Source organism: Providencia sp. PROV223 (genome assembly GCF_028479245.1).
GTDB classification, from domain to species: domain Bacteria; phylum Pseudomonadota; class Gammaproteobacteria; order Enterobacterales; family Enterobacteriaceae; genus Providencia; species Providencia rettgeri.
Map to the genome: position 1 here is coordinate 42939 of NZ_JAMPNG010000002.1, position 23800 is coordinate 66738.

A 23800-nucleotide genomic window follows, 5' to 3' on the forward strand; every position below is an offset into this window, starting at 1 on the left:
GCTGAATACGGTTTAATGCGCCCCGTTGCCCGGATAGCTCAGTCGGTAGAGCAGGGGATTGAAAATCCCCGTGTCCTTGGTTCGATTCCGAGTCCGGGCACCACTATTTAAAGAACCCGCCCAAAAGGCGGGTTTTTGCTTTTGTATTTTCAAACACTCATACTTAGCTAACTAGGCTAAAGACACGGAATGGCCTTTACTCTCCTCTAAACACCTATTTCTCTATGCTCTCTGTTTGCAAGCTATGAGTAATAAGCCTATAGACAGAATATAGATATAAAAATAACCATAAACCAAAGTTAATTGGCTTAACTTATGCTAAATAATTAGGGGGAAACTAGAAAAAGCCAAACACTAAGGTTTATAACTAGATTATTATTCTCACCCTTTTCTCATTTTATCCATTAAATGGCGATCGCACACTCTTATTACGTGTATTTACTGGCCTGTTGTCTCATTTAAAAACCTAAAAATAAGTTTTTATATTAATAGTTATTCAAATAAACCACTAAAAAACCATAATATCATTTTTTATTCCCATCTATTGAGCTAAAAAAATAATCAAATACAATATTAAACAATAAATAATAATAATTTGTAATGAGAATGTAACCAAGCCTTAATGCAATAAAGCCAACTAAACCTTACCGAGCAATTCACAATAAATACTTAACATACTGTTAAGTAACAAAAATAGTTCTCTAAAATAAAAAAATAACTATAATGTTTAAAATAAGACTCTGCATATGAACCTGAAATAAATGACTTAATATTATTTTTAATTAAGGAATACCTTATATTCTAAAATTTTATTTTTGCCATAATTTACTCTTAAAGATAAAAATAGTTTTATGAATCAATGATACTAGGGTCAAGTTTCCACATGAAAAAGAAAAAAGATACAACTTATTATATCAGCCAGCTAGTTGGTAAATGCCTACAAGAATACCGACAAGAGTTAGGAATTAGCGGTGAGAGCATTGCGAAAGAGCTAGGTATTAGCCAACAGCAATTATCCCGTTATGAACGAGGTGAAAATGCATTAACCGTAGATGTATTGTTTAAATTTATTCTTATACTCGGTATTAACTTCCCAGATTTTTACCATAGGCTATTCTATATCGTTAGCCATCATCCTAAACTTTCACACCATATCACTAATTTAAATGGTTTTGGTTGGGAATTAGATGATTTGAAAGACTATTATAATTCAGCAATTGTCTAACCTTTGGCATAAAGAAATATTGTTTAATTTGTTTATTTTATATTATTATGAAAATTATGGAGTTTGCCTATAATCGATGAGAACAGCACTATGCCTACCCCTTCTCCGACTGCATTTTCAAGGATAACTCGCACATCAGGACGCACAAACAGCATACTCACTGTCGCCTTCCCTCTGTTGTTTATCCTAATAGCAACATTATTTTGGAGCGCAGAACGCATTGTCCAACAAGAAACTAAGCGGTTAGAGGTCGATTTTAGGTCACTAATAGGCTATATCAATGAGCAAGAGAAATTTTTAAGATCGTTAAATAAACAAAACCAAGACCTATCAGAGCTAGTTGAAAGCCGAACTTATGCAATACAAGAGCAATCACTACCAACCAAACTATCATTACACCTACTAGAAGGTAAAGAATCTTTAGTCGCAATGCCATTCACGCTAGCTTGTGATAAAAGTTTAGAATGCACCAAAGTGCCCAGCATATTATTTTCTCTGGGGGCTTATTTAGCTGATTATTATTCCACGTTTTGGGGTGGATCCTATTTCCCAGCAGCCGCTGTATTTTTTGTCAATGAGCACGACCAAATTAGTATTAGTGTGCCTTCTGTTGGCACTGTGTTAGGAAATGAATCGATATCTCCAAATTTATATTATTCCGTTATTGATAACGTCAGGAAAAATTTACCGGCTATCCATGCCCAGTTTTCAGAATCGCAACCGACTGACTTAAAACAAATTATTTGGCTACGCCCAGTGCCTTTTGATAATATTCTCATCGGGATTATTCCAGCCGGTTTTGATGAACATTTATGGCAAAATGCTCATATTTCCCCTAAAAATATTTATGCGGTCAGTATGTTAAGCCAAGCTAGGTTAAGTGTGCTGGAACGAATGTTAAACCCCACACTCACACATCAATTTTGGCTGATTCATACAAAATATGGTCAGCTACTTGGAACAACCCAAGCACCTGAGGAAGAAGCATTAGAAGGTATTTTTTATACCAAAGATGGTCTGGTTCTTAAGCTTTCGTCTAAAACTGATGAATGGACTGGATATTATAGAATTAGTTATGCTGCTTTTTTTGAAGACAATCTGTGGTTTCCTATCAGTTTAGTTATCGCTCTTTTCTTTAGTTTATTTTGTGGATGGGGATATCACCGCTGGTACCAACGAAAAATATTACAACCCGCAATAGACTCCCAGCAAGCCATCTTAGAAAATGAAGAATTCAACCAAGCGCTTATCGCAACAATCCCTATCGGCTTATGTGTAATAGATAAAGAAACCCAGCAGTTACGCTTCGCAAATGAGTTAGCTCGTTACTGGCTAAAAATAACCAATACATCTACTCCCCACGACTCAAATGAATATAATGAATTACTCGTCAAGGTTCTTTCTGACACAGAACATGTTAAAACAACTTTAAAATCAGGGGAGCATGTCCTCTATGTTGTGAGTACAGCAACTTATTACCAACAGCGTCCTGTTATTTTATGTGCATTTACTGATATTACCATCCAAGCAGAAACTGAAAAACAACTTGATGATGCTAAGCGGCTTGCAGAAGAAGCCAACCGAGCTAAATCAACATTCTTAGCAACAATGAGTCATGAAATACGAACCCCACTTTATGGCCTAATCGGCACGTTAGAATTACTCGCAAATACTTCTCTTTCATCTCAACAAGCTCATTTTATTGAGAGAATATCAACAACGTCCCAATTACTTATGCAATTAATTGGCGATATTTTAGATATTAGTAAAATAGAAGCTAATCAAATTCAAATTCATAATCAGCCATTTGATTTATTAGAATTAGTACAACAAACTGTTCAGCTATATCAAGGTATTGCTCAGCAAAAAGGGTTACTCCTATTTGCTATTATTGACCCAAGTGTGCAAGCAAATAGAATTGGTGACTCTGCTCGACTGCAACAAATCTTAGGTAATTTACTCAGTAATGCAATTAAATTTACCCACAAGGGTACGGTTACTATTGAACTTAAAAGAAGTAATAATAATATATTAATACGTGTCAGTGATACCGGTGTTGGAATTAGCCCTGAACAACAAATAAAATTATTTGAGCCATTTTATCAAGCTCATTCAGAAATTCATGCCTATGGCGGTACTGGCTTAGGCCTATTTATTTGCTCTAAACTTATCAAATTGATGGATGGGCAAATAAGCTTACAAAGTGAAACTGGGGTTGGTAGCTCGTTTCTCGTAACACTACCTTTAGCTCTCGATATACAGCAACCACATTGGCTGCCGCTAAAAAACACCAATATATGGTTACAAACCCCAAACCCATTATTGACTGAAAATATAACGCAATGGCTAAAACGGTGGGGAGCTAATGTTTATTTCACAGAAAATAGCCTCCCCATAGATACCTCATCCGTTATTGCTGTCGGCATATTAATTCCATCGTTTCCTCTGCCGACTCATTGGGATGGACAACAATGGGTAAGCCCTGAGATGAATTTTCGACTATCCGAATTAAATCAGCAGTTATTCTTACTACAAAATAATAAAGAACAGTTACCCCTTATTTGTCCAACATCTCGTATACAAACTCATATGCATAAATATCCGCTTCGCGTTTTAATTGCTGAAGATAACCCCATTAACCAAGTTGTTCTACAAGAGCAGCTTGAATTACTCGGTTGTAAGGTATTTATTGCCAATGATGGTGAAGAAGCATTGGTAATTTGGGATAACGAAATTGTCGATATCATCCTTACAGACGTTAATATGCCTTATCGTAATGGTTATGAGCTTGCACAACAGCTACGCAGTGAAGGCGAAACATGTCCAATTATTGGTGTTACTGCGAATGGATTAAAAGAAGAAGAAGAGCGATGTCTAGAATCTGGAATGGATTCATGGCTTGTAAAACCTATAGAGCTAGAAACCTTAATTCAATTATTCAACCGTTTATTCCCGATTTACTCCTCCTCAACTTTAGAAACGGCACCCCTAAAAATGATTAACCCACTAAATGGAGAGGATAGAGAAAAAATTATTCATCATTTTATTACCGATATTGCTCAATTTTGCCGAGCTGTCGAAGATAATAATACTGATGAAATAAAGCAGTTATCCCACCGTATCCGTGGCGCATTAATTAGTGTTGAACAACGTGAATTAGCTAATGAGCTTCGTGAGTTTGAGGCAACATTAGATTCACAGGCATCAACACACATTGATACTCAGGTTAACCAGAATATTTGCAATCAATTAGCTAATTGGATAAAAAAAATCAGTCAAATAAATGGTGTGTAAGGCAATAACTGATTAACGCTTGATTATTATCAACACCCAATTTACGCATTGCGGCATTTTTCTGTAAGCTGATAGTTTTATCACTGCGGTTTAATTGCTTAGCAATATCAACAATAGGCTTACCTTGAACAAAAAGTCGCAATACCTCAAGTTCACGAGGTGATAATGTCTTTACCCTATCATTTAATGTTATCGCATTACGGCTTTTTAATGTCGTTGTCATATCTGCAACAGGAATACGATATTGGCGGCCTTGCCCCGCTAATGTGATAGCCTTCATCAAGTCGCTTAATGGTGCCTCTTTTGACACCACCGCGCTCACCCCTGAATCATATAACATTTGTATAATCATTGGGTTAGAAACCATCGTTAATACAATCACAGCAATATTTGGGTATTGACGACGTAAAAATTGAATATAATTCTGGCCATCGCTAGATTGGGTATTATTAGGCATCATATAATCAGTTAAGATCACATCAACCTCATTTTTTTTCAAAAAAGAAAATAGTTCAGCATCCTGAGTGTAGGCACCTAAAATTTCTAGATTCATTGATTGAGAAAGTGTATCTTTCAAACCTGAAAGCACAATGGGATGATCATCAACTAATACTAATTTGAGTTTTTTCATTTAATAATACTCAGCATCAGAATATGTATATTCAATATAACACCATAGAAAAAATGTCAATTAACACTCTTAATATGAAACAACAACTCGAACTGTTTTAGAAAACGGACCTGAAGCGATGGTGCTGCCTGCAATCTTGCTTAATGTCGCAGTAAAAGGGACACTAATCGGTGATTGTGGCATGATTTCGCCAATACTGTAACTTTCATTATAGTTAATATCAGTTGAATTACGGGTTAATAGTGTTTGTAATCCATTACCCATATCAAGATATTTTCCGCCTAGCACCGTATTATTATTTGGTTCAAAACGAACTGATATATTCAGCCCTGTTTCGCAGTCCTGTGGCACTGACATACCTAAATTAAAAGTTCGGCTAACCACATCTCCCGCATTCATTTGTTTAGGTGAAATCGTGTCAAAGTTTACACTCCCCCCATTAGAAGCCGTAATATTCACCGCCGGCGCAGGGCAGAGTAAGGTTAAGTTACCTTTAATTCGCACATAAGTTGGTCCGCCTAAATCCTTGCCTAAATAATCCACATGAGTTCCTAATAAAAATAACCCAGTATCAAAAGGTTTAAGAGCATTAGCCCCCTTGTAAACATAGAAGTTATACATGAAAGCAATATTACGTGTAATTCCTGTCTCTGGTTGACTCCAATACCCTAAATAAATATTTGGAACAGTTGGGTTAGTTATCGTTACTGGATTAGGCGATGAAATTGCATTTTGTTGTGTCACACTGACACCACTATTAATCAACAATGTTTTAATTGCATTCGGCATTGTATTTTTAAAGTAAACAGCATTAGTTGTACTTGATGAACCAGTAAACTCACATCTCATTGATATATATGAGCTCATTGCTGATGTCAATAAGGTACCATTTGGAATTGAAGCACTACTATTTGCAATATCAAAGGTTAATTCTTGTTCTATAGATGTAGCTCCTGAACTCGGTACACAATTATTAACTGCAGCTACTGATTGAAAACTTAGCAAAAATAAAGATAATATAGCGAATGCATTTATTTTTTTCAAAATTAACATAACTTACCTCTTATCCTTTTCATTTGACAAGGAACAAGTTGTATTACATGTATATTTCAATAAGTTTGGTGTTCCATAATCATCAATATAAGTCACAATCATTTTTGGTGATTTCACTTGTTTATCTGATAGTAAATATGTTGCATTGCTATTTGGCTTCACAACAATTTCTTTAAAATCAGGAACTTTAGATTCATTATCATTAACATTAATCACGACAATGTGATAGGGAGTCGGGTTAGTTAATTTTAATGATTTTCCCACTTTCTCCGCTTTCAACTCTTTTTGCCAATCATTATTAGGGTATTTTTTCAATTCACTCGGGCGATAAAATAATTTAAAACGTGATTGAATAACAATTTCAACTGCATTTTCTAGCTTAGTTTTCGGTGGAATACCCAAGACATTAAAATAAAATAATGACTCTTGGTTGTTCGGTATTTTCACATCATTTTTTGATAAACTAATTCTAACCTGCTTCTTTTGATTTGCTTCAACACGTTGTAATAAAGGCAAAGCAATCAGTGGTTCTGAAATTTTTTCGCCATTTTCATTTTCGATCCATGACTGGACTAAATAAGGATCTTTTTTATCAATATTTTCAATCACAACGCTAACACCTTTACTTGCTTCATCATAAATAACGCGAGTACGGTCAACAGAAATTGATGCATGTGTGTATGTGCTAATTAAAATTAAAGCACTCATTATTAATTTAAGTTTTTTCATAATTTTCTATTCTTTATTACAGGTTATATTTTTACTGGTTAAATGACTTTGTTTACCTAGCATAATTCGACATGACTGGTCACCACTCCATTTAACTATTAATTGTTGGTCTGGCTGGAAGCCCGTTAAATAAACTTGCCCTTCCTCTGCAATCATTCCCAATACATTTTTATTATCAGAGCCATAAACTAAAGCACCAAATGGAGGCGTATTGCCGTCAGGGAATTTAATTGTGACTAACGCTTTTTCACCCACTAATGTATTGAGTTTTGAATAACCAACCGCACCATCAGTTAAATTTGATTCAATCACGCTGTCATCAATGCTGACATTGTCTGGTACATTATTAAGATCCACATACTGGGTCGACCTATAATAGGTTGGAACATTACTAATTGCGGCTAAACCAAACCCATTCGTGACTGATTCATTTTTATTAATTGATACCCCTTTAGCCTTATCTGTATCAATAACCATACGAGCTTGGTTATCATAAACTCGTCGGTGTAAGACTGGGCCTTGACTGGTAATGGTCAAAGAGCCGTCTAGAGAACCACTTAATGTATGGTAGTCTTCGCCATAGGAACCCGTTAGTTGTGCAGTACCATATTGCGTGTCACGATAAACGGATGCATTCATTGTTGCATTTTCAAAAAAGTCTTTACTTGATAAACCTAAACTAACGTTATTATCATTAATTTTAGAATTGTAATTAATATTACTATTATATTTCTTATCAATATCATTATAAGAACTAAAGTATTGAATCCGAGAATTTCTTTCACCACCAAATGGGACGCTTAACGAAAGGTATGCTTGCTTAGAGCGCTTACCTTTTACGTAACTACTTTCACCGACCGATAATGATAAAATCGCATTATTTATAAAACTTGTGTTAATTGTTTTATTAAACGATAAATTAAGAGTATTGTTATTTTTTGATTCTTTCCAATAGCTTTCCCGTGAGTAACTTAAACTTATATCAGCCTGTATATCAGGGAGTTGTTGTGTAAAAGAAGTCGTAAATACATTTTTCTGCCGATAATGTGGTGTTAACGGAGTTTCTTTTAAACTAATATAGTCATTCACTGACATAAAGCCTTCGTTAGAAAACTGATACCCTGTTAAATCCAGTCGACTCGAATTTGAAAAACGTTTTGCATAATTAATACGGTAACTTTCACCAGTATGTAAAGCGACATCCTGTAGTTGGTTTCTCGACTGTGTAATATCAAAAGATATTGCACCAAAGCGTTCCATATTTACCCCAACACCCGCATTATAGGCATGGTATTCATCATTAGAGGTTGCGAAAACACCACCAAAAATAGACAAATTGTTGAGGATCCCCCAAGAGGCTTCAGTTGATATAAAATCATCATTAATGTTTTTATATCCCATTGGGTCTAACCGACCTGCATTTAGTTTATATTGCACCATGCCTGGGCGTGTTAAAAATGGAATATTAGTCGAGGAAACTTGGTACTCACGTACAGAGCCGTCTTCCTCTGTAATTTTAACATCAAGAGCCCCCGATAAAGAGGAACTTAAATTATCAATTGAAAAAGGCCCTGGTGCTACTTTCATTTGATTCAAGATACGTCCATTTTGCGAGATAGTAACCGTCGCATTACTTGTCGCGGTTCCTGTGACACTCGGTGCATACCCTCTTAGAGAAGCCGGTAACATGTTCTCATCAGTAAAGACACTAATACCGTTAAAACGTACAGAATCAAATACATTGCTTACTGTATAATATTTACCCGCAAAAAATTTTGCAGATAAGCTAGGTAAATCTGTAAATAAATAAGTTTGTACCCATTTAAAATTATCATTTTTATTATCATTAAAATCTTTTTGGTATTGATAATTACTGCGGACACGCCAACGCCCTACATTCGCACCAACAGAACCGAATGAGCTAAAATTATTAATATCTCGAGTATTCTTATATTTAATATAGTTTTCAACAAGGTTGTAATCCAAGACGAGCGCATTAACCCCAACTTCCCGCTGCATAGGTGGAACCCAATTGTCATCAGAATACTGAAAGTAAGCTTGAGGTATTGAAAGCATTAACTCTTGCTTTTCATCATCGAATCTAGCCTGAATGTTTTGATCCTGTGATGTAAGATCATAACACTGACCATTTTCCCATGTAGGCACTTCTTTAATAAAATCTTCTTTTAACCCAATAACTTCTACTAAGCTTCTAGAAATACAAGGTTGTATCTTTTCATCTTTTTTTAAAAAATTTATTTGATCAAAATAATTAATTCTTCGACCATTTACCGATACATTAGAAAAATAAGAACCTTCACTAATTTTATTTTTCTCAAATGCACTTAGATCTATATTAGTATTACCCAAAATAGATAATGCGTCTTCATTAAATTGAACAGAATCCGCATTAACATAGTAAGTGTAAAACAATAAACTAGATATTAAACTAGTCACTATGTTTTTATTAAAATTGTTCTTTTTCATTAGCCGCAATATTCTATAATGGATTTATTGAATGAACTCATATAACTGAAAATGCTGTGAAGCAATTGCTATACACAGCATAATCAGCAAATATAAGATTTATTGTTTTTTTAATATTTTTATATTAATACTTATTGGTAATCTAAAACGTAAGCGACTGTAGATTTAACAGAACCGGCTGTAGCTGCACCTAATGCCTGCATACGAGCAGATAAATTAATAACATTTGTCCCTGCATTTAAGCTTTGCTCAACAGTATCATTTGTTTTTAGATTTGTTCCACTTGCATTTTGGAATAACACACCAACATTGGTAGCAGTACCAGTATTTGCCCATAAGGTGCCTGCAGCATCCATTTGGCCCGTGAATTTAACTGTTACTTTAGAATAATCAGTACCACTTGCAGTAGGGTCCAAAATACAATCTGTTAATTCTAATGTAAAATCAACATTTGGACCTTGTGAACCAGCTGTTTGTAATGATGCCGCTGGAACAGAACCTAATTGAACTTCTTTATTAACAGAAGAAGGTGCAATAGTACAAGCACCAGTATTCACTGTACCATTAAATTCAATAGTACCACTTCCTACATCCGCAGCGAATGAAGTTGATGCAGCAGTGAATGTTAATGCGATAATTGAAGATGCTAATAGCGTCTTTTTCATTTTAAACCCTTATTTCATGATATTATTAATATATACTAAGGAAATACCTTAGTTGGTACACAGCCATACCAATAGTATTATTGATATAACTAGAATTCAGTTAACTTTATTCGTATCATTATTTTAATGACTTGAGATGTCCGATAACATGTGAAGTAATATAACTACTAACATGAACCGTAAATATAAGGAGATCCTTAAAACAAGCACTAACCTTCGTTTTTTTTATTTTTTGAATAAAAACCATGACTCAATAATGAATTATATTCAGAGGTCCAGCTATTTGATTGTTCTATATCTTCAAGGAAATAATGAACACTGACTTTAAGGAAGTCTGCAATCATAACTAATGAATCGATATCTATTCTGTTAATACCTCGTTCATAGCGAGAAAACTGTTGTTGACTAACATTCAAAGCCATTGCCACTTCAGTTCCCGTTAGCCCATACTCCCTTCTAAGCTTCTTTATTCTGCTCCCTACTATTTTGGCAATAGGATATCTAGCTGCCATTTTTATTTCCTTTCTGAAAAATACAAAGTAGATACTGAATAACATAAGAATAACTAACTGCGAGCAATACTAATTAAATAAAATAAAAATAACAAACTCACATACGAGTAATAAATAAAACCAAACATTAATTTTATTTATTAAAATCTCTGATTTTTGACTATTAATATATGATTTACCCTTAATATAAGTAAGGTTTATGAAACATTATCTAGCGAACTCGTCATTTTTCGGGTAAACACCATCACTAAATATAGTTACTTATCTCACACATCCTAAAAATACAGTTTTTTTATCTAACAAATCTTCAATGTGAAATGTTATCGATTAACCAAACGTTAACATTTTCTTTTTGATGGCATTTTATATCACCAAGATTTAGTGATACCGTACCTGAAAAATAAGAAACTTTAAGACTATAAACTTTCTTGAGGTTTTATTAAGCCCTTAACTAATATGCCCTACCTATTGAAATTATTAAGATTATTCATACCTATATTCTTTTAATATTTCGTTACTATCCACAGCGTTTTTATTAGTTACTCATAGTGGGATAAAAAAATGGAACAAAAACGATATTCGCAAAAATAGCAGAAACGTTTTGAATTCTTTGACAAACATGGTGCGCCAAGTACACCTGAATTTGAAGCAGCATTAAAAGCAGAGCCTTTTGGTGGGCGCTTCTTAGTTAATATGAACTTCTTTGCTTTCTTTTTGGCATTATCTATTTTTTAATTCTGGGACTTTGGAAAAAAGCTTAGTGTTATTAGGTATAACGATTGGTTTTGGCGGACTTCTCTCCATTATTGATGCTATGACTGGAGGCTTAATTCCTGATGGGGCATTTACTGGATTATCTGTCGGTATTTCGGTGATTTGGTCAATGGCCGCTAACTACACATATTATTTAAAAGAAACCAAAGGATTAGGTGGCTGGAACCCATTTAAAGGGATACGTATGATATAAGCTGGTAACACTAATTTTTTACTCAATTTTTTGCATAGAAAAAGCTGCCTTAATAAGCAGCTTTTGTAGTTTTATATAAAGAAAATAAACTGTACTTAACTTCCTGGCGTGAAATAAATTGGTGAGCCAGGGCCGACAGGGATGCCCAACACAAATACCCAGACAATAAAGAATAATGACCAGCCGATCAGGAAAATGATTGAATATGGCAACATCATTGAAACTAATGTTCCTATTCCTGCATCCTTCTTATATTTCACAACAATCGCCATAATTAAGCCAAAGTAACTCATCATCGGCGTAATAATGTTCGTGACCGAGTCACCGATACGATACGCGGCTTGAATAGTTTCTGGCGCGTAGCCCGCCAACATCAACATAGGTACGAAGATAGGTGCTGTGACAGCCCATTGTGCGGATGCAGAGCCAATCATTAAGTTAATAAATGCGCAGATAAGAATAAAGCCAATAAACAGTACACCACCATGAAGGTCAATACTATTTAAGAAGTTGGCACCTTTAACCGCAATAACTTGCCCGATGTTTGTCCAACCAAAGAAAGCCACAAATTGCGCAGCAAAGAAAATAATAACCAAATATAAGCCAAGCGTGCTCATTGCGCCAGCCATTGCATCCACGATATCCTTATCAGAGCGCATGGTTTTAGCAATATAGCCATACACAATACCGGGGACAGCAAAGAAGACAAAAATAAAGACCACTATCCCTTTTAAGAACGGTGAGTTACTCACTAACCCAGTGTCTTGGTTACGTAATATTCCATTTTCTGGTACTACCATTAACGCCAAAAGTGCTGCCAATCCCCAAAAAGTCACAGATGCCCAAAATAAGGCTTTTTTCTCTAACGGAGTGACATTTGCCGAGGCATAGAGGCTATTTTCATCATCATCTACTGCACCGCCGGTGTATGGGCCAAGTTGTGGCTCAACAATTTTTTCAGTGATCAAATAACCTAAAATAGTGATTAAAAACGTACTGGCAAACATAAAGTACCAGTTTGCTTCTGCGCCCACGATATAAGTTGGATCAATGATTTGTGCGGCTTGTTGAGTGATACCCGACAATAACGGGTCAACCGTGCCTAATAATAAGTTTGCTGAATAACCTCCGGAAACACCAGCAAATGCCGCAGCAAGGCCGGCTAAAGGGTGACGACCTAATGAATGAAAAATGATAGCTGCGAGCGGAATAAGTACCACATAACCTAACTCTGCCGCGGTATTTGACATGATCCCAGCAAACACGATCGCCATTGTGGTTAATTTTCGAGGGGCTTTGGTGACAACCAAACGCATGGCAGCGGAAAGTAAACCTGCTCGTTCAGCAATCCCTACCCCTAATAATGCGACGAGTACCGTTCCTAACGGTGCAAAGCCTGTAAAATTGGTGACGACATTCGCAATAATTTTTCGGATCCCTTCGGCATCCAATAAACTCACAATATGAATAATACCATCTTCTGCGCGCCCTTTTGCACCTTCTGGACGAGGGTCTGGCACACTTACACCGAAGTACTGACCAATTGCTGAGGAAACTAATAAAATCGCAATTAAAATAATAAATAAAATAACAGGATGTGGTAGAGCATTGCCTAGCCACTCAACCGTTCTTAAAAAACGGCTTCCCTCTTGCTTTTTTTGTTCCATATTTTCTCCTTATAAACAAGAAAAACGGACATTACACAATGTTTTTGCTTTTAGCTATTTACAAATAGATAATTCCAAATCAACAAAATCGACACAAATCAGACATAAAATTCAACATAATTAGGACTAACTTATTTTTATTAGCTATTAATATTATTAATTTAGCCAAAGAGGATAATTACAACCAAAATAATTTTGGTAAATTAATTTCGATAAGTGTGGTCAACATAACAATTTTCATATTATCTATGGCTTTTTTTCGTCATTTATCACTAATTAAATATCATTTTTTAGCAGTTTTATTTTATATAAATCGGAAAACCCTTATTTATCAATACTCGATAAAACCTTACTTATAACTCGGAATAACAAGCCTAATAAAGCATAATATGCCAACTTTATTTACACTGTCATGGAAGGTTATAATGTCAGAAAATTAACTCATGGAGCCTCTATAATGTCAGTTATCGACCTTTGGGCTGAACGCCACATACAAGAAGCACTAAGCAGAGGAGAACTTACAAATTTAGCAGGGGAAGGTAAAGCTTTGCAGCTTGAAGATGATAGCCTGGTTCCGCCTGAACTCAGGGCTGGGTATCGGATATTGAAAAATTCAGGTTATTTACCCGCAGAATTACAGCAAAGAAAAGATGCACTGACACTTAGCCACATGTTACAAAGCCTATCAGTGGATGACCCAAATTATACATCAATGAGTAAACAGCTGGCTTTGCTTGAATTAAAGCTCAAGCAAGCCAATGTCAATACCGATTTTTTACATGGTAATTATGCAGATTCAATTTCTGAGCAAATAAATAATAAACCAAATAGCAAATAAACTTATATCAAATAGTAACCGAGTAAATATACGAGTAATTTGCCATTTTCTATAGTTTCTTAACACTTTTTTAAGAAAGCTCCGCAATAATCATATTAAGACTATTTCCCCCTATATTTATGTGAACATCTCAGTATTATCAACCTCGACTTTATTATTAATAGACAAGGGATAAAGATGGAACAGAAACAATATTCTAGTAAATGGCAAAAACGTTTTGATTTCTTTGATAAGCATGGTGCACCTAATACACCTGAATTCAAAGCTGCGTTAAAAGCCGCCTCTTTCGGTGAGCGTATTCTCATTAATATGAACATTTTTGCTTTCTTCTTCGGTATTATTTATTTCCTGATTTTAGGACTTTGGAAAAAAGGGTTAGTGATGCTTGGTATCACTATTGGGATTGGTCTGGTTTTGAATATTATTGATTTTATGATTGGTGGAACTATCCCAAATGCAGTTTATACCGGGGTATCTGTCGGTATGTCAGCAATGTGGGCCATGATTGCCAACTATGCTTATTATATTAAAGAAACCAAAGGATTGGATAATTGGAACCCATTTGAAGGGATCCGCATGCTCTAACTCTAAGTAGTAAGATGATAAAAATTGGCTGTTGGCAAGGCGGCTAATTTTTATCTGATAGCAAACGTCCCCCTGAATAACCTACCGTAAATGGCTTCCCTGCAAACGATATTCATTCGGTGTTTTACCATAAAATTGGCGAAATGCGTGACTAAATGAGGAATGTGAATCATAACCCACTGCTAATGCAATTTGTTCTATTGATGTGTCGGTTAATAGCAAGCTCCCAGCTGCTTCCATGCGTTTTTGTAATAAAAATTGCATCGCCGTTAATTGTGTTTCTGCCTTTATTTTGCGTTGAAGCGTACTCACTGACATACAAAAAGCGGTCGCCATATCTTCACAACTAATAGGATGATGTAAACGCAGCTCCACCCATTGAGAAACTTCATCAATCCATTTTTTTTCAGGTTTTAACTGGGCCAATAACAAACGGGCAACAGTAAAATTATGTTCGGGAGCTTGTGGAAAACTTTGCAGCCAATTCAAAAGACCGACTGCGGCAGGTGTCAGAGTAAATTCCGTCATTTTTTCACTTAATGCCCATTGTGCTGTGGCTGGCATTTCTAATACATAATTTTGATTGCCGACCTGTCCACTAAAAGCGTGATTAACACTTGGCGGGATCACCATCCCCTTGCCTGCATTGAGTAAAAAATGCTGGCGATACATATTGATTTCCATTTGCCCAGATAACGACAGAACAACTTGCCACTGCCCATCATGTTGATGAGAAATGACTTCGTCCGAATATTGGCGAAAATGAAGCTCAGGCAATCGCAAAGGGTTATACTCCCACAGTCAATGAATAGTAAGAGTATAGGGCTATTGGCAGCAATATAGCTATAGAAGAAGTGACCAGCCTATTTAGTAAATTCATCAAAATAGAAGTGTTTCAGCGGTTCCATTTGCTGGTGAAGAACACGCATAACAAAGATATCGTTGGTTCTATGTCGATAAAAAATGACATGCTTAGAATGATTATAACGTCTAATTCCCACTGAAATTTCCGCACACTCCAGTCCTATCAAAGGATTGGAGCTAAGCATTTCTAATACGCAATGTAAACTTTTTGTATACTCATCCGCTTTCCTGACACCAAAATTGATTAAAGTATATTCAAATATTCCTTCAAAATCTTTAGCGGCTAAGTTAGAAAGTTTATACATTATGTGCATTCTTCACTTTCTTGGCGATATCGTGGAGTGTTAATGATGATTCACCGCTTTTTTCACCGGCATCAATTAGCATCTTTAATGCTGCCGTTTGTTTTTCTTGAGCTTCAAGTAAACGCAGTGCGGAGCGAACGACTTCACTTGTAGAGCCATACCTTCCAGACGAAATCAGTTGATTTACAAATTCATCTAATTGCGCTCCGATTGTCACACTTGTGGTACGAGCCATAGGATCACCTTTGTGTTAATTATTAACACAAATATTTTAGTGGGTTATCGCTATAAAATCAATCCATGTAGTCATTAGGCTAGAAGTGCACCATTCGGCAAAGGTAAGTTAAACTCTGCAAGGACAATTGCCCCTGTTTCATCGGGAGCCCCGGTAATTAATACTTCAGACTTGATCCCCGCGATTCGCTTAACCTCAAAATTGCACACGCATAACACCTGCTTACCAATCAAATCTTCTGGCGTATAATTGACGATGATCTGTGCGCTTGAGCGCTTGATACCCAATTCTCCTAGGTCGACTTCCATCACATAAGCAGGCTTTTTGGCTTTACTGTTAATTTGTGCACTAACAATCGTACCCACACGCATTTCAACACGAGTAAAATCATCCCATTCAATAATTTGCATAAATTTATTCCTGAATTAAATTGCTTATGTGTCATAAGTTAACATACAACAGATTTTGCGTTTTATCGCCAGAACGTCATTTTATGTAGCCAGACCACCATGAGTTAAGAAGATAAGCAAAAAATAGCCCTCATTAGAAATTGAGGGCAAAAGATACAAGACAGGAAATAGGTTGAAATAAAAATTTCTTGTTAATTACATTGTTGAAAATGTATTCATAATGATCCCACCAGAGATAATTAATCCCATCGCAAATACCGCTGGAAAATCCGGTTTTTGTTTATATAAAATCATAGAAACTAAAGTTACACCGACAATACCAAACCCACACCACAGTGAATACGCCACACCGACGGGGATATAACCCATTGCACGAGTTAAGGCAAAATAGCATAAACAATAAGCAATAATAACTAATACCGATGGACCTAATTTGCTAAAGCTATTAGTCTTTTTAATCATTGAGGTGCCCGTTATTTCAGAGCCAATAGAAAGCGCTAACCATAAAAATCCAGTAAACATAATATTCCCCTTAGCGTTGATTTAATGAGCAGTGTTATTTTTTGCGGATATTAATGAAGACTCAGTTTCATCTTTCGATGATTCTGTTTCTTCTGGGTCATCTGAGCCCATCTTGGAGAATAGATTCATGATCACAATACCACTTGCAATCACCACCATTCCAATTATGGCCGCAGTATCTGGATGTTGACCATAAAACAACATGCCCAGCGTAGAAACCATTAAAATTCCTGTACCTGACCATGTAGCATAAGCTAAACCAACAGGGATATATTTTACTGCGCGAGAGAGTGAGTAATAACAAATAACATACAGTACAACGATTAATGCTAATAATAATGATTTGGTCATACCTTCACTGTTATCAAACATTTTTAAGGTCGATGTGGCTGAGGTTTCAGAAATAATAACCGCCAGCATCCAAAGCCATGACTTTGCTTTAGGGGACATAGATAATACTCCTACGATAAATAGAAAGATTAAAATTAATTTTTAATTTGATTAAATAGCTTTATTTTTTAAGAGACTTTAAATAATCGATTGCTGAATCCGTTAATTTATTTTCATTCGCACAGTACCCCCTAGGGTTATTCATTACTTCTTTTAAAGTAATATAGCGACTTGGGTGTTCATTATTTATTTCAGGTTTTAAACATTCAGAAAGTTCATTCGTTGATATTTTCTTTTCTATTTCATTTAATGAATCGAAATGAATACCTAACTTGATAGCCTTACTAATATTTTCTTTAATCAGACGATTATAATTTTCATTTTTATTTAAACCTAAAACCTGACTTAATTCACTTTCAGGGCAGCAATGGTATTTCAATGCCAATATAGGCATGTTTTGTGATAAGGCACACAAGACTAATTCACTTTCTTCACTGGCAAACAAACCATTGGCTATCTCACCAACTACTTTTGCATCAATAAAAGGTAAAAACAGGCTGTCATAATGACTTAACCCATTTATTGATAAGGTGTTTTTATTTATAACACTTCCCAGTTCAGCCCATTTTTCAACTTGGGAAGACTGAAGCATGGATGCGGTGGCATAAAAGGAAAAAGCCACAGACTCTAGCTGTGCCAGCCTTTGGTAAATGGCTTGCTGGTACCCCTCAACTGGCGATAGCACAACCAAAACTTGTCGCTTTAACTGACGTAAAACTTGCTGCACAATTTGTTCAATCAGTTTTTCGTTCATTTTGCCACCATCCCTTAACCCGCGATGAATACGCTATCGTTATTACGTAATCCCGCAGCATTCGCCTCATCAGTATCGATATGAAACTCAAGGGAAAATCGCTCATCAACCCTCACGACAACCTCATCGAACACCAAGCGACGCTCACCTTCTGTACGGATATTCACTTTTTGCCCATTCACCACATTTAAGGTTCTCGCATCCATCACACTCATATGAATATGGCGCTGAGCACAAATGACTTGTGATTCAAGATTGACATGCCCTGCGGGGCCAATCAATAAAGCATTGCCTGAACCTGCCATGTCACCAGACTCTCTTACCGGCGCTTTTATACCAAGGGCAAAGCAGTCGGCCTTAGACACTTCGAGCTGCGTTTTTGGGCGAACGGGTCCCAATACTCTGACTTTGCTAATCGACCCTTTTGGCCCCACCACCATGACGCATTCTTTCGCAGCAAATTGCCCCGGCTGTTTTAAATCTTTGAATGGCGTTAGCTGATAACCTTGGCCAAACAAGGCTTCAACGTCCTGCTGTGAAAGATGAACATGGCGGTTAGATATTCCGACAGGAATAGCAATGTTAGCGACACCTGCTTGTGCTGGTGTGTAAGCTGAAAGCCGAGCCAGTATTTTCCCCATCAATTGCTCATTCATCATGATTTTTTCCCTTTACGCGGGTCATTTTTGACGTCTTTCGCATTGATGTCGGTTTTGACTTCAGCCACTGGTGCTTCCGTTTTAGTTTCAACGACCACTTTTTCCACTAGTTTTTCGGCTTTCACTTCCGGCTGAATACTTTTCTCTAATTCGCCTTTTTTGCTTTTCACGGTAAGCAGTTTGCTGATAACACTTTCTTCTGGGCGAGCAATGACTAATGAGCCGACTAATAGTTGGCTATTCGCGATGACCTCAATGCCGTGGTCAACCGCAGTACGAACCGCACTGATTTCCCCTTGAAAACAAACGGATACCAGTCCAGAACCTATTTTTCGATAACCTACAATTTCTACGCTGGCTGCTTTGCATGCCGCATCTGCAGCCTGTATAGCGGATGTCAGTCCCCGAGTTTCAATTACGCCTAAACTTTTCATCTGTCTCTCCTACTTAGTGACGAACCAGTCGAATATCGAAATCAAATTGTTTGAAGAATGCTTCAAGTTGGTCTAATTCTTCTGCACTATAGGTTGGGTCTTGCTTAACGGGATAAATCATATCCAGCTTGTCGTATTTACCACGCCCCAACTGGTGATAAGGCAGAATATCGATGCGTTTTACATTGCCGCGTTTGGACAATTCCATCGCATAGTGAATCGCCCCCGTGATGGCATCAAAGGAGTCGTTATAACCACGAACGAGTGGCATTCTGACGACGACGTTCGCGCCGAGATCAACCAGTCTTTCGAGGTTGCGGCGAACATTTTCATTACCAATGCCGAATAGGTTTTTATGCTGAACAGTATCAATGTGCTTAATGTCATAGAGGAACAGGTCGACAACTTCAGATAACTTTTCATAATTTTCTAATGATGTCGTCCCTTGGGTTTCTATCGCCGTATTGATCATCATTTTTTTACACTCACGCAGCAGCGCGACGGCAAAATCGGTTTGTAGGCTCATTTCGCCACCACCGATTGTTACGCCACCACCAGAAGAAATATAAAAATCATAATCTTGCATAATGATGTCCATCATTTCAGCTACCGTGACATCTTTCCCCATGATGTCTAACGCGCCACCAATACACACCTCTTCGCATTTACGACAGCCAATACAGTCAATGCTGCGATTCACACGGTGAATTTGTTCACCTTGGTCATTAATGGTTTTGTAGTGGATCCCTGTAGGGCAGACATCAACACATTTCCCACAATTGACGCATTTATCGTGGGAAAACATCACTTGGAACTGGCTGCTTAACCCTTCAGGGTTAGCACACCACGGGCAACGAATATTGCACCCTTTTAAGAAAATCAGCGTCCGAATACCGTCGCCATCATAAATCGAGTATTTTTGGATATTAAATATCCGACCTTTAATTTCTGCCGCGCTCATCATTGCACCTCTAAAATCGGTTCAAAATTTATTATTGTTGTTATTAAATAGCCGGTAAGACATGGCAGGTATGAAGCCATACCTGCCAGCGTTAATTTAGAACTTCTCAATCACAGTACGGCTAATAATTTCATCTTGAACCTCTTTACAAAGTTCGACGAAGTAGGCACTGTAACCTGCAACACGAACGATTAAATCACGATATTTTTCAGGCTCTTGCTGGGCTTTTTTCAGCATTTCGTTATCGACATAGCTGAACTGCATTTGGCCATTGCCTAAGATAGACGCGGTTCTCAACAAGGTGATTAAACCGTGACGACCTTCTGGTGTGTCCAATAAGCCTTTTAAGAACTTAAAGTTATGCACCATGCCAATGTTCATCGTTTCAACATTCATTTTACTGATTGATTTAATGATGGCAGTTGGGCCTTGTTTATCCGCACCTTGTGTCGGGCTGATACCATCTGATAACGGCATCCAAGCCAAGCGACCATTGGCACTCGCGGCGGTTAACTCACCAATCGGCGTGTTGTTAGAGATGGATAAGGTTCCGTGGCTCAGTGTTGAATACAACATGTCGTACTTACGGCACTCACGCTCTGTCCACTCCGTAATATCCAGCGCATATTGGTCAACGTAGTCATCATCGTTACCAAATTTAGGTGCATTTAAGCAGTCACGGCGTAGTTCGTCGTAACCTTCAAAGTTTGCTAATAAGCCATCACGAATTTGCTCAAGTGTGTAGCGGCCATCTTCGTAAACCAATTTGCGAATAGCGACAATCGAGTCAACATAGGTCGCCAGACCAGAGAAAATCAGCCCTGGGCCGTGGTTGATCATCGCCCCACCTGCCGCAACGTCCTTGCCTTTTTCCATACAGCCTTCCACCAGCAAGGACATTAATGGTTTTGGTGCCACATCACGGTGAACACGTTGGCTGATGACGGTACCGATAGCGGATAAGCGAACAATATGAGCTATCTGCGCTTTCACAGCATTATCAAAGTCTTCGAATGTTTTTAGCTCACGTAAGTCACCGGTATCTAAACCTTGATAGCTATCGAATAACACCATGCGGCCACGGTTTAATACGAATTCAATCGCAATTGGCCATTGGGTGTAACCCGTTGAAGTCCATTGATAAATACGGCCAGATTTCTGTGGCTCTACACAGCCCATCAAGCAGTAATCACGCGCATCTTCAAAGTCAAAACCTTTACGCAGCATCATTTTGATGTGGGAATCATCGAAGTGACAGGCAGGGAAGCCCATACCGGCTTTCACCACATCAACGATTTTTTCCATGTATTTCTGTGGTGATTGGTTATGAATACGGCAAGCCAGAGATGGCTGATACACTTTAACAAAGCGAACCGCATCCATAATTAAGTAGGTTAAGTCGTTACATGCATCGCCACCTGAACGTTTTTGTCCACCCACTGTTAAGTTGATAAATGGCTGATAACCTGCGAAATATTTCGCGCCTAATTCACTCGACATCCACATTAATTCCGCACATTTGATAATAAATGCCTGCATCATTTCTAATGCTTGGTCTTGGGTTAAGCGGCCTGTTTTGATGTCGTTTTCGTACATTGGTAAGCAATATTGGTCAAGACGTCCCAAAGAAAGGCCAGTTTGGTTTTCTTCGATTTCAAACAGTGACTCAACTGTCCAAATGCTTTGTAATGCTTCTTGTAACGTCACCGGCGGATTCGCTGGCACGTTTTCGTTGACTTGTGCGATAGTCAGCAATTCTTCACGGCGTTTTTGGTCTGACTCCAGCACCGCTAATTCGCGAGCATGGGCAGCAATGCGGTGTGAATACGCAATCACCCCTTCACAGGTTTCAATTGACGCTTTATAGAAATAAATGCGATCAATATCATCAGGGTTTTCCATGCTTAATTCAGCCAGTTTCGCCTGAGCATCTGCTTTGATGCCATTCATTCCTTTGGTGAATAACAACACGTCATAACCGGGGCAAGTATCCCCACCGCCATTGATTTGGTGATAAGACAAGTCACTGACGAAAGTTTCACCACTGAATTCCCAGACTCCCGCTTCACGGTATTGAGCTTCACAAATTTCATCCAGTGAACGGCCTTCCCAGAATGGAGCGATTTCCTCGCGGATCACTTTTTTATCTTCTTCAGAGATAACAAACGGATCTTGTGGACGCGTGCTCATCGTATCGAGTTCTTCGACTACCCAGCGCCATGCGATATCCGGTGAGAATGCACCTGCGCGGGCTTTACCACAGGGATGCCCCACAATCAGCTCTTCGGGTTGAATTAAGATTGGCGCGGTTTCACAAGCACGGCGGAATGCTTTCGCACGCAATAAAATTGGCGGTAAACCTGGGTTATTTTTGACAACTTCAGTAAAAGCGAGTGCGCGGTAGATAGACACGCTTGGGCGTGCTTCTAAGTAACGATTACGCAAGCGCTGTAAGCGAGGCGTTAAACCTTCCATGACTTTGAATTCAGTTTCAGCTTGAGCTGCCGGCGCAACATAGCTGGCATTTGGTGCTGCATATTGCGGCTGAACGCTATTTTTTCCACAATATAAACGGACTTTCAATCCATTATTGATAGCGCTGATGTTTTCATGTGCGGATAACATCATGGCTGATAATTCGTTAAGGCATACGCGTGGGTCATTCAGATAAATGCCGTCTTTCAATGCATCAAACATTGGGTAGCCATCAACTTGCTTGGTTGAGCGAACTTCAGAGAGTTCAGCCAGTTTCAACCATAAGCTTTCTACAATTTCATAAGCTTGTGCTTGGGTCAAACGGCCTTGTTCAATATCACGTTGGTAGAATGGATAGACCGCTTTATCGAATCCCATTGGGTTAACGGCATAGCTACCATTTTCTAAATGCAGGATTAATTGAAGTAAGTAGAAAGCTTGGCACGCTTCTTTAAAAGTTTGCGCCGGTTTTGCCGGTACATTGCGTAAAATCGCTGCACTTTCTTGTAATTCTGCACGACGGTATTGATTAGATTCTGCCGCTGCCATGCTCTCTGCTTTAGAAGCTAAAGCTTGTGCAAAATGAATGGCCGCATCACATGCGTAAATTGCCGAACGGCAGTTATTTGCCTCATCAATACTATTGCGACTGACCGCACTACCAATGTTTCTAACTTTGTTCTCTAACTGTGCTTTGATAGCTAAAAAGCCGATGTTTAATACCGCTAAGTAATCTGGCGCATCGATGGTGCTATCGCCAGCTAAAAAGGTATAAATACTGTGGCTATTGATTTCATTTTCAGTATGAAAAATCGCTCCGCGAGGGGTCGATGATTGGCTACCAATAATCAGCTCATCTTGAGCAATAAATGCCGGAAAATGACGGATAAATTCATAAAAACGTTGGGCAGGTTTAATCGCCTGCGGTGCGCCAGACAGTTGGTTGCCAAGCGCTTCTAAAATATTTGCACGTTCAGTAATAATTGAGCTGTTGCGGGCACTTAAGCGTTCAGCCAGCATTTTTACGCGTGGGGTCAAAGCATATTTATTCATGTTAGCCTATCCTGATGTTCTTTCT

At 37.8% G+C, this 23800-nt stretch carries 23 protein-coding genes and 1 tRNA gene; 6 read left to right on the plus strand and 18 right to left on the minus strand.

Going from position 1 to position 23800, the window contains the following annotated elements; translation table 11 throughout:
* The first annotated feature begins 27 nt into the window (after positions 1-27).
* The 3 genes from PR767_RS03005 (at position 28) to PR767_RS03015 (ending at position 4519) form a co-directional block, all read left to right on the plus strand.
* A tRNA-Phe gene (locus PR767_RS03005) sits at positions 28-103 on the plus strand.
* A gap of 780 nt (positions 104-883) precedes the next feature.
* Entirely contained in the window at positions 884-1225 is a 342-nt protein-coding gene (locus PR767_RS03010) for a helix-turn-helix domain-containing protein (RefSeq protein WP_241016812.1), read from the plus strand.
* Between the two features lie 90 nt (positions 1226-1315).
* Positions 1316-4519 (plus strand): ATP-binding protein, encoded by a 3204-nt coding sequence (locus PR767_RS03015; protein ID WP_272519867.1) that lies wholly within the window; start codon positions 1316-1318, stop codon positions 4517-4519.
* Here the strand turns inward: PR767_RS03015 and PR767_RS03020 are convergent.
* The 6 genes from PR767_RS03020 to PR767_RS03045 all read right to left on the minus strand — a co-directional run bounded on the left by PR767_RS03020 (position 4497) and on the right by PR767_RS03045 (position 10596).
* The gene (locus PR767_RS03020) at positions 4497-5150 is read right to left on the minus strand and encodes a response regulator transcription factor (RefSeq protein ID WP_004908004.1); all 654 of its coding nucleotides are present in this window, start codon (positions 5148-5150) and stop codon (positions 4497-4499) included. The genes PR767_RS03015 and PR767_RS03020 overlap by 23 nt on opposite strands.
* A gap of 69 nt (positions 5151-5219) precedes the next feature.
* Positions 5220-6203 carry a fimbrial protein gene (locus PR767_RS03025; RefSeq protein WP_109912633.1) on the minus strand — a complete coding sequence of 328 codons (984 nt, stop codon included), beginning with the start codon at positions 6201-6203 and terminating at the stop codon, positions 5220-5222.
* 3 nt (positions 6204-6206) lie between these two features.
* Positions 6207-6932 (minus strand): fimbrial biogenesis chaperone, encoded by a 726-nt coding sequence (locus tag PR767_RS03030; RefSeq protein ID WP_117162577.1) that lies wholly within the window; start codon positions 6930-6932, stop codon positions 6207-6209.
* Positions 6933-6938: 6 nt separating this feature from the next.
* A complete protein-coding gene (locus tag PR767_RS03035; RefSeq protein ID WP_272519868.1) occupies positions 6939-9419 on the minus strand; it encodes a fimbria/pilus outer membrane usher protein in 2481 nt (826 codons plus the stop codon).
* 131 nt (positions 9420-9550) lie between these two features.
* Positions 9551-10084 carry a fimbrial protein gene (locus PR767_RS03040; RefSeq protein WP_004907996.1) on the minus strand — a complete coding sequence of 178 codons (534 nt, stop codon included), beginning with the start codon at positions 10082-10084 and terminating at the stop codon, positions 9551-9553.
* Positions 10085-10293: 209 nt separating this feature from the next.
* Positions 10294-10596, minus strand: coding sequence for a helix-turn-helix domain-containing protein (locus PR767_RS03045; RefSeq protein ID WP_109912636.1), 303 nt, complete (start codon positions 10594-10596; stop codon positions 10294-10296).
* A gap of 760 nt (positions 10597-11356) precedes the next feature.
* On the opposite strand from PR767_RS03045, the gene PR767_RS03050 reads away from it, so the two are divergent.
* On the plus strand, positions 11357-11563 hold the full coding sequence (locus PR767_RS03050; RefSeq protein ID WP_004907993.1) for a DUF2628 domain-containing protein: 207 nt from the start codon (positions 11357-11359) through the stop codon (positions 11561-11563).
* Between the two features lie 95 nt (positions 11564-11658).
* On the opposite strand, the gene PR767_RS03055 is transcribed toward PR767_RS03050, so the two are convergent.
* Positions 11659-13230 carry an AbgT family transporter gene (locus PR767_RS03055; protein ID WP_004907990.1) on the minus strand — a complete coding sequence of 524 codons (1572 nt, stop codon included), beginning with the start codon at positions 13228-13230 and terminating at the stop codon, positions 11659-11661.
* 457 nt (positions 13231-13687) lie between these two features.
* On the opposite strand from PR767_RS03055, the gene PR767_RS03060 reads away from it, so the two are divergent.
* Together PR767_RS03060 and PR767_RS03065 are read left to right on the plus strand one after the other, a co-directional pair.
* Positions 13688-14068, plus strand: a complete 381-nt coding sequence (locus PR767_RS03060; RefSeq protein WP_004907989.1) for a DUF1992 domain-containing protein — start codon at positions 13688-13690, stop codon at positions 14066-14068.
* Positions 14069-14245: 177 nt separating this feature from the next.
* Positions 14246-14653, plus strand: coding sequence for a DUF2628 domain-containing protein (locus PR767_RS03065; RefSeq protein ID WP_272519869.1), 408 nt, complete (start codon positions 14246-14248; stop codon positions 14651-14653).
* Between the two features lie 81 nt (positions 14654-14734).
* On the opposite strand, the gene PR767_RS03070 is transcribed toward PR767_RS03065, so the two are convergent.
* The 11 genes from PR767_RS03070 to cutC all read right to left on the minus strand — a co-directional run bounded on the left by PR767_RS03070 (position 14735) and on the right by cutC (position 23775).
* Positions 14735-15436, minus strand: coding sequence for a helix-turn-helix domain-containing protein (locus PR767_RS03070; RefSeq protein WP_004907986.1), 702 nt, complete (start codon positions 15434-15436; stop codon positions 14735-14737).
* Between the two features lie 80 nt (positions 15437-15516).
* On the minus strand, positions 15517-15822 hold the full coding sequence (locus PR767_RS03075; protein ID WP_042851508.1) for a type II toxin-antitoxin system RelE/ParE family toxin: 306 nt from the start codon (positions 15820-15822) through the stop codon (positions 15517-15519).
* Positions 15815-16057 carry a type II toxin-antitoxin system ParD family antitoxin gene (locus tag PR767_RS03080; RefSeq protein ID WP_004907981.1) on the minus strand — a complete coding sequence of 81 codons (243 nt, stop codon included), beginning with the start codon at positions 16055-16057 and terminating at the stop codon, positions 15815-15817. The genes PR767_RS03075 and PR767_RS03080 overlap by 8 nt, the downstream gene beginning before the upstream one ends.
* Positions 16058-16131: 74 nt before the next feature.
* Positions 16132-16467, minus strand: a complete 336-nt coding sequence (locus tag PR767_RS03085; RefSeq protein ID WP_004907979.1) for a tRNA-binding protein — start codon at positions 16465-16467, stop codon at positions 16132-16134.
* A 195-nt stretch (positions 16468-16662) separates the two neighbouring features.
* A complete protein-coding gene (locus tag PR767_RS03090; RefSeq protein ID WP_004907976.1) occupies positions 16663-16989 on the minus strand; it encodes a DMT family transporter in 327 nt (108 codons plus the stop codon).
* Between the two features lie 21 nt (positions 16990-17010).
* Entirely contained in the window at positions 17011-17439 is a 429-nt protein-coding gene (locus PR767_RS03095; protein WP_004907975.1) for a DMT family transporter, read from the minus strand.
* Positions 17440-17500: 61 nt separating this feature from the next.
* Positions 17501-18193 (minus strand): hypothetical protein, encoded by a 693-nt coding sequence (locus tag PR767_RS03100; protein WP_109912643.1) that lies wholly within the window; start codon positions 18191-18193, stop codon positions 17501-17503.
* 14 nt (positions 18194-18207) lie between these two features.
* Entirely contained in the window at positions 18208-18852 is a 645-nt protein-coding gene (locus tag PR767_RS03105) for a phosphate propanoyltransferase (protein WP_272519870.1), read from the minus strand.
* Positions 18849-19286 (minus strand): BMC domain-containing protein, encoded by a 438-nt coding sequence (locus PR767_RS03110; protein WP_004907968.1) that lies wholly within the window; start codon positions 19284-19286, stop codon positions 18849-18851. Before PR767_RS03110 ends, PR767_RS03105 begins: the two co-directional genes overlap by 4 nt.
* Positions 19287-19299: 13 nt before the next feature.
* Positions 19300-20250, minus strand: coding sequence for a choline TMA-lyase-activating enzyme (gene cutD / locus PR767_RS03115; RefSeq protein ID WP_042851506.1), 951 nt, complete (start codon positions 20248-20250; stop codon positions 19300-19302).
* 93 nt (positions 20251-20343) lie between these two features.
* Positions 20344-23775 (minus strand): choline trimethylamine-lyase, encoded by a 3432-nt coding sequence (gene cutC / locus PR767_RS03120; protein WP_109912645.1) that lies wholly within the window; start codon positions 23773-23775, stop codon positions 20344-20346.
* Between the last annotated feature and the right edge of the window lie 25 nt (positions 23776-23800).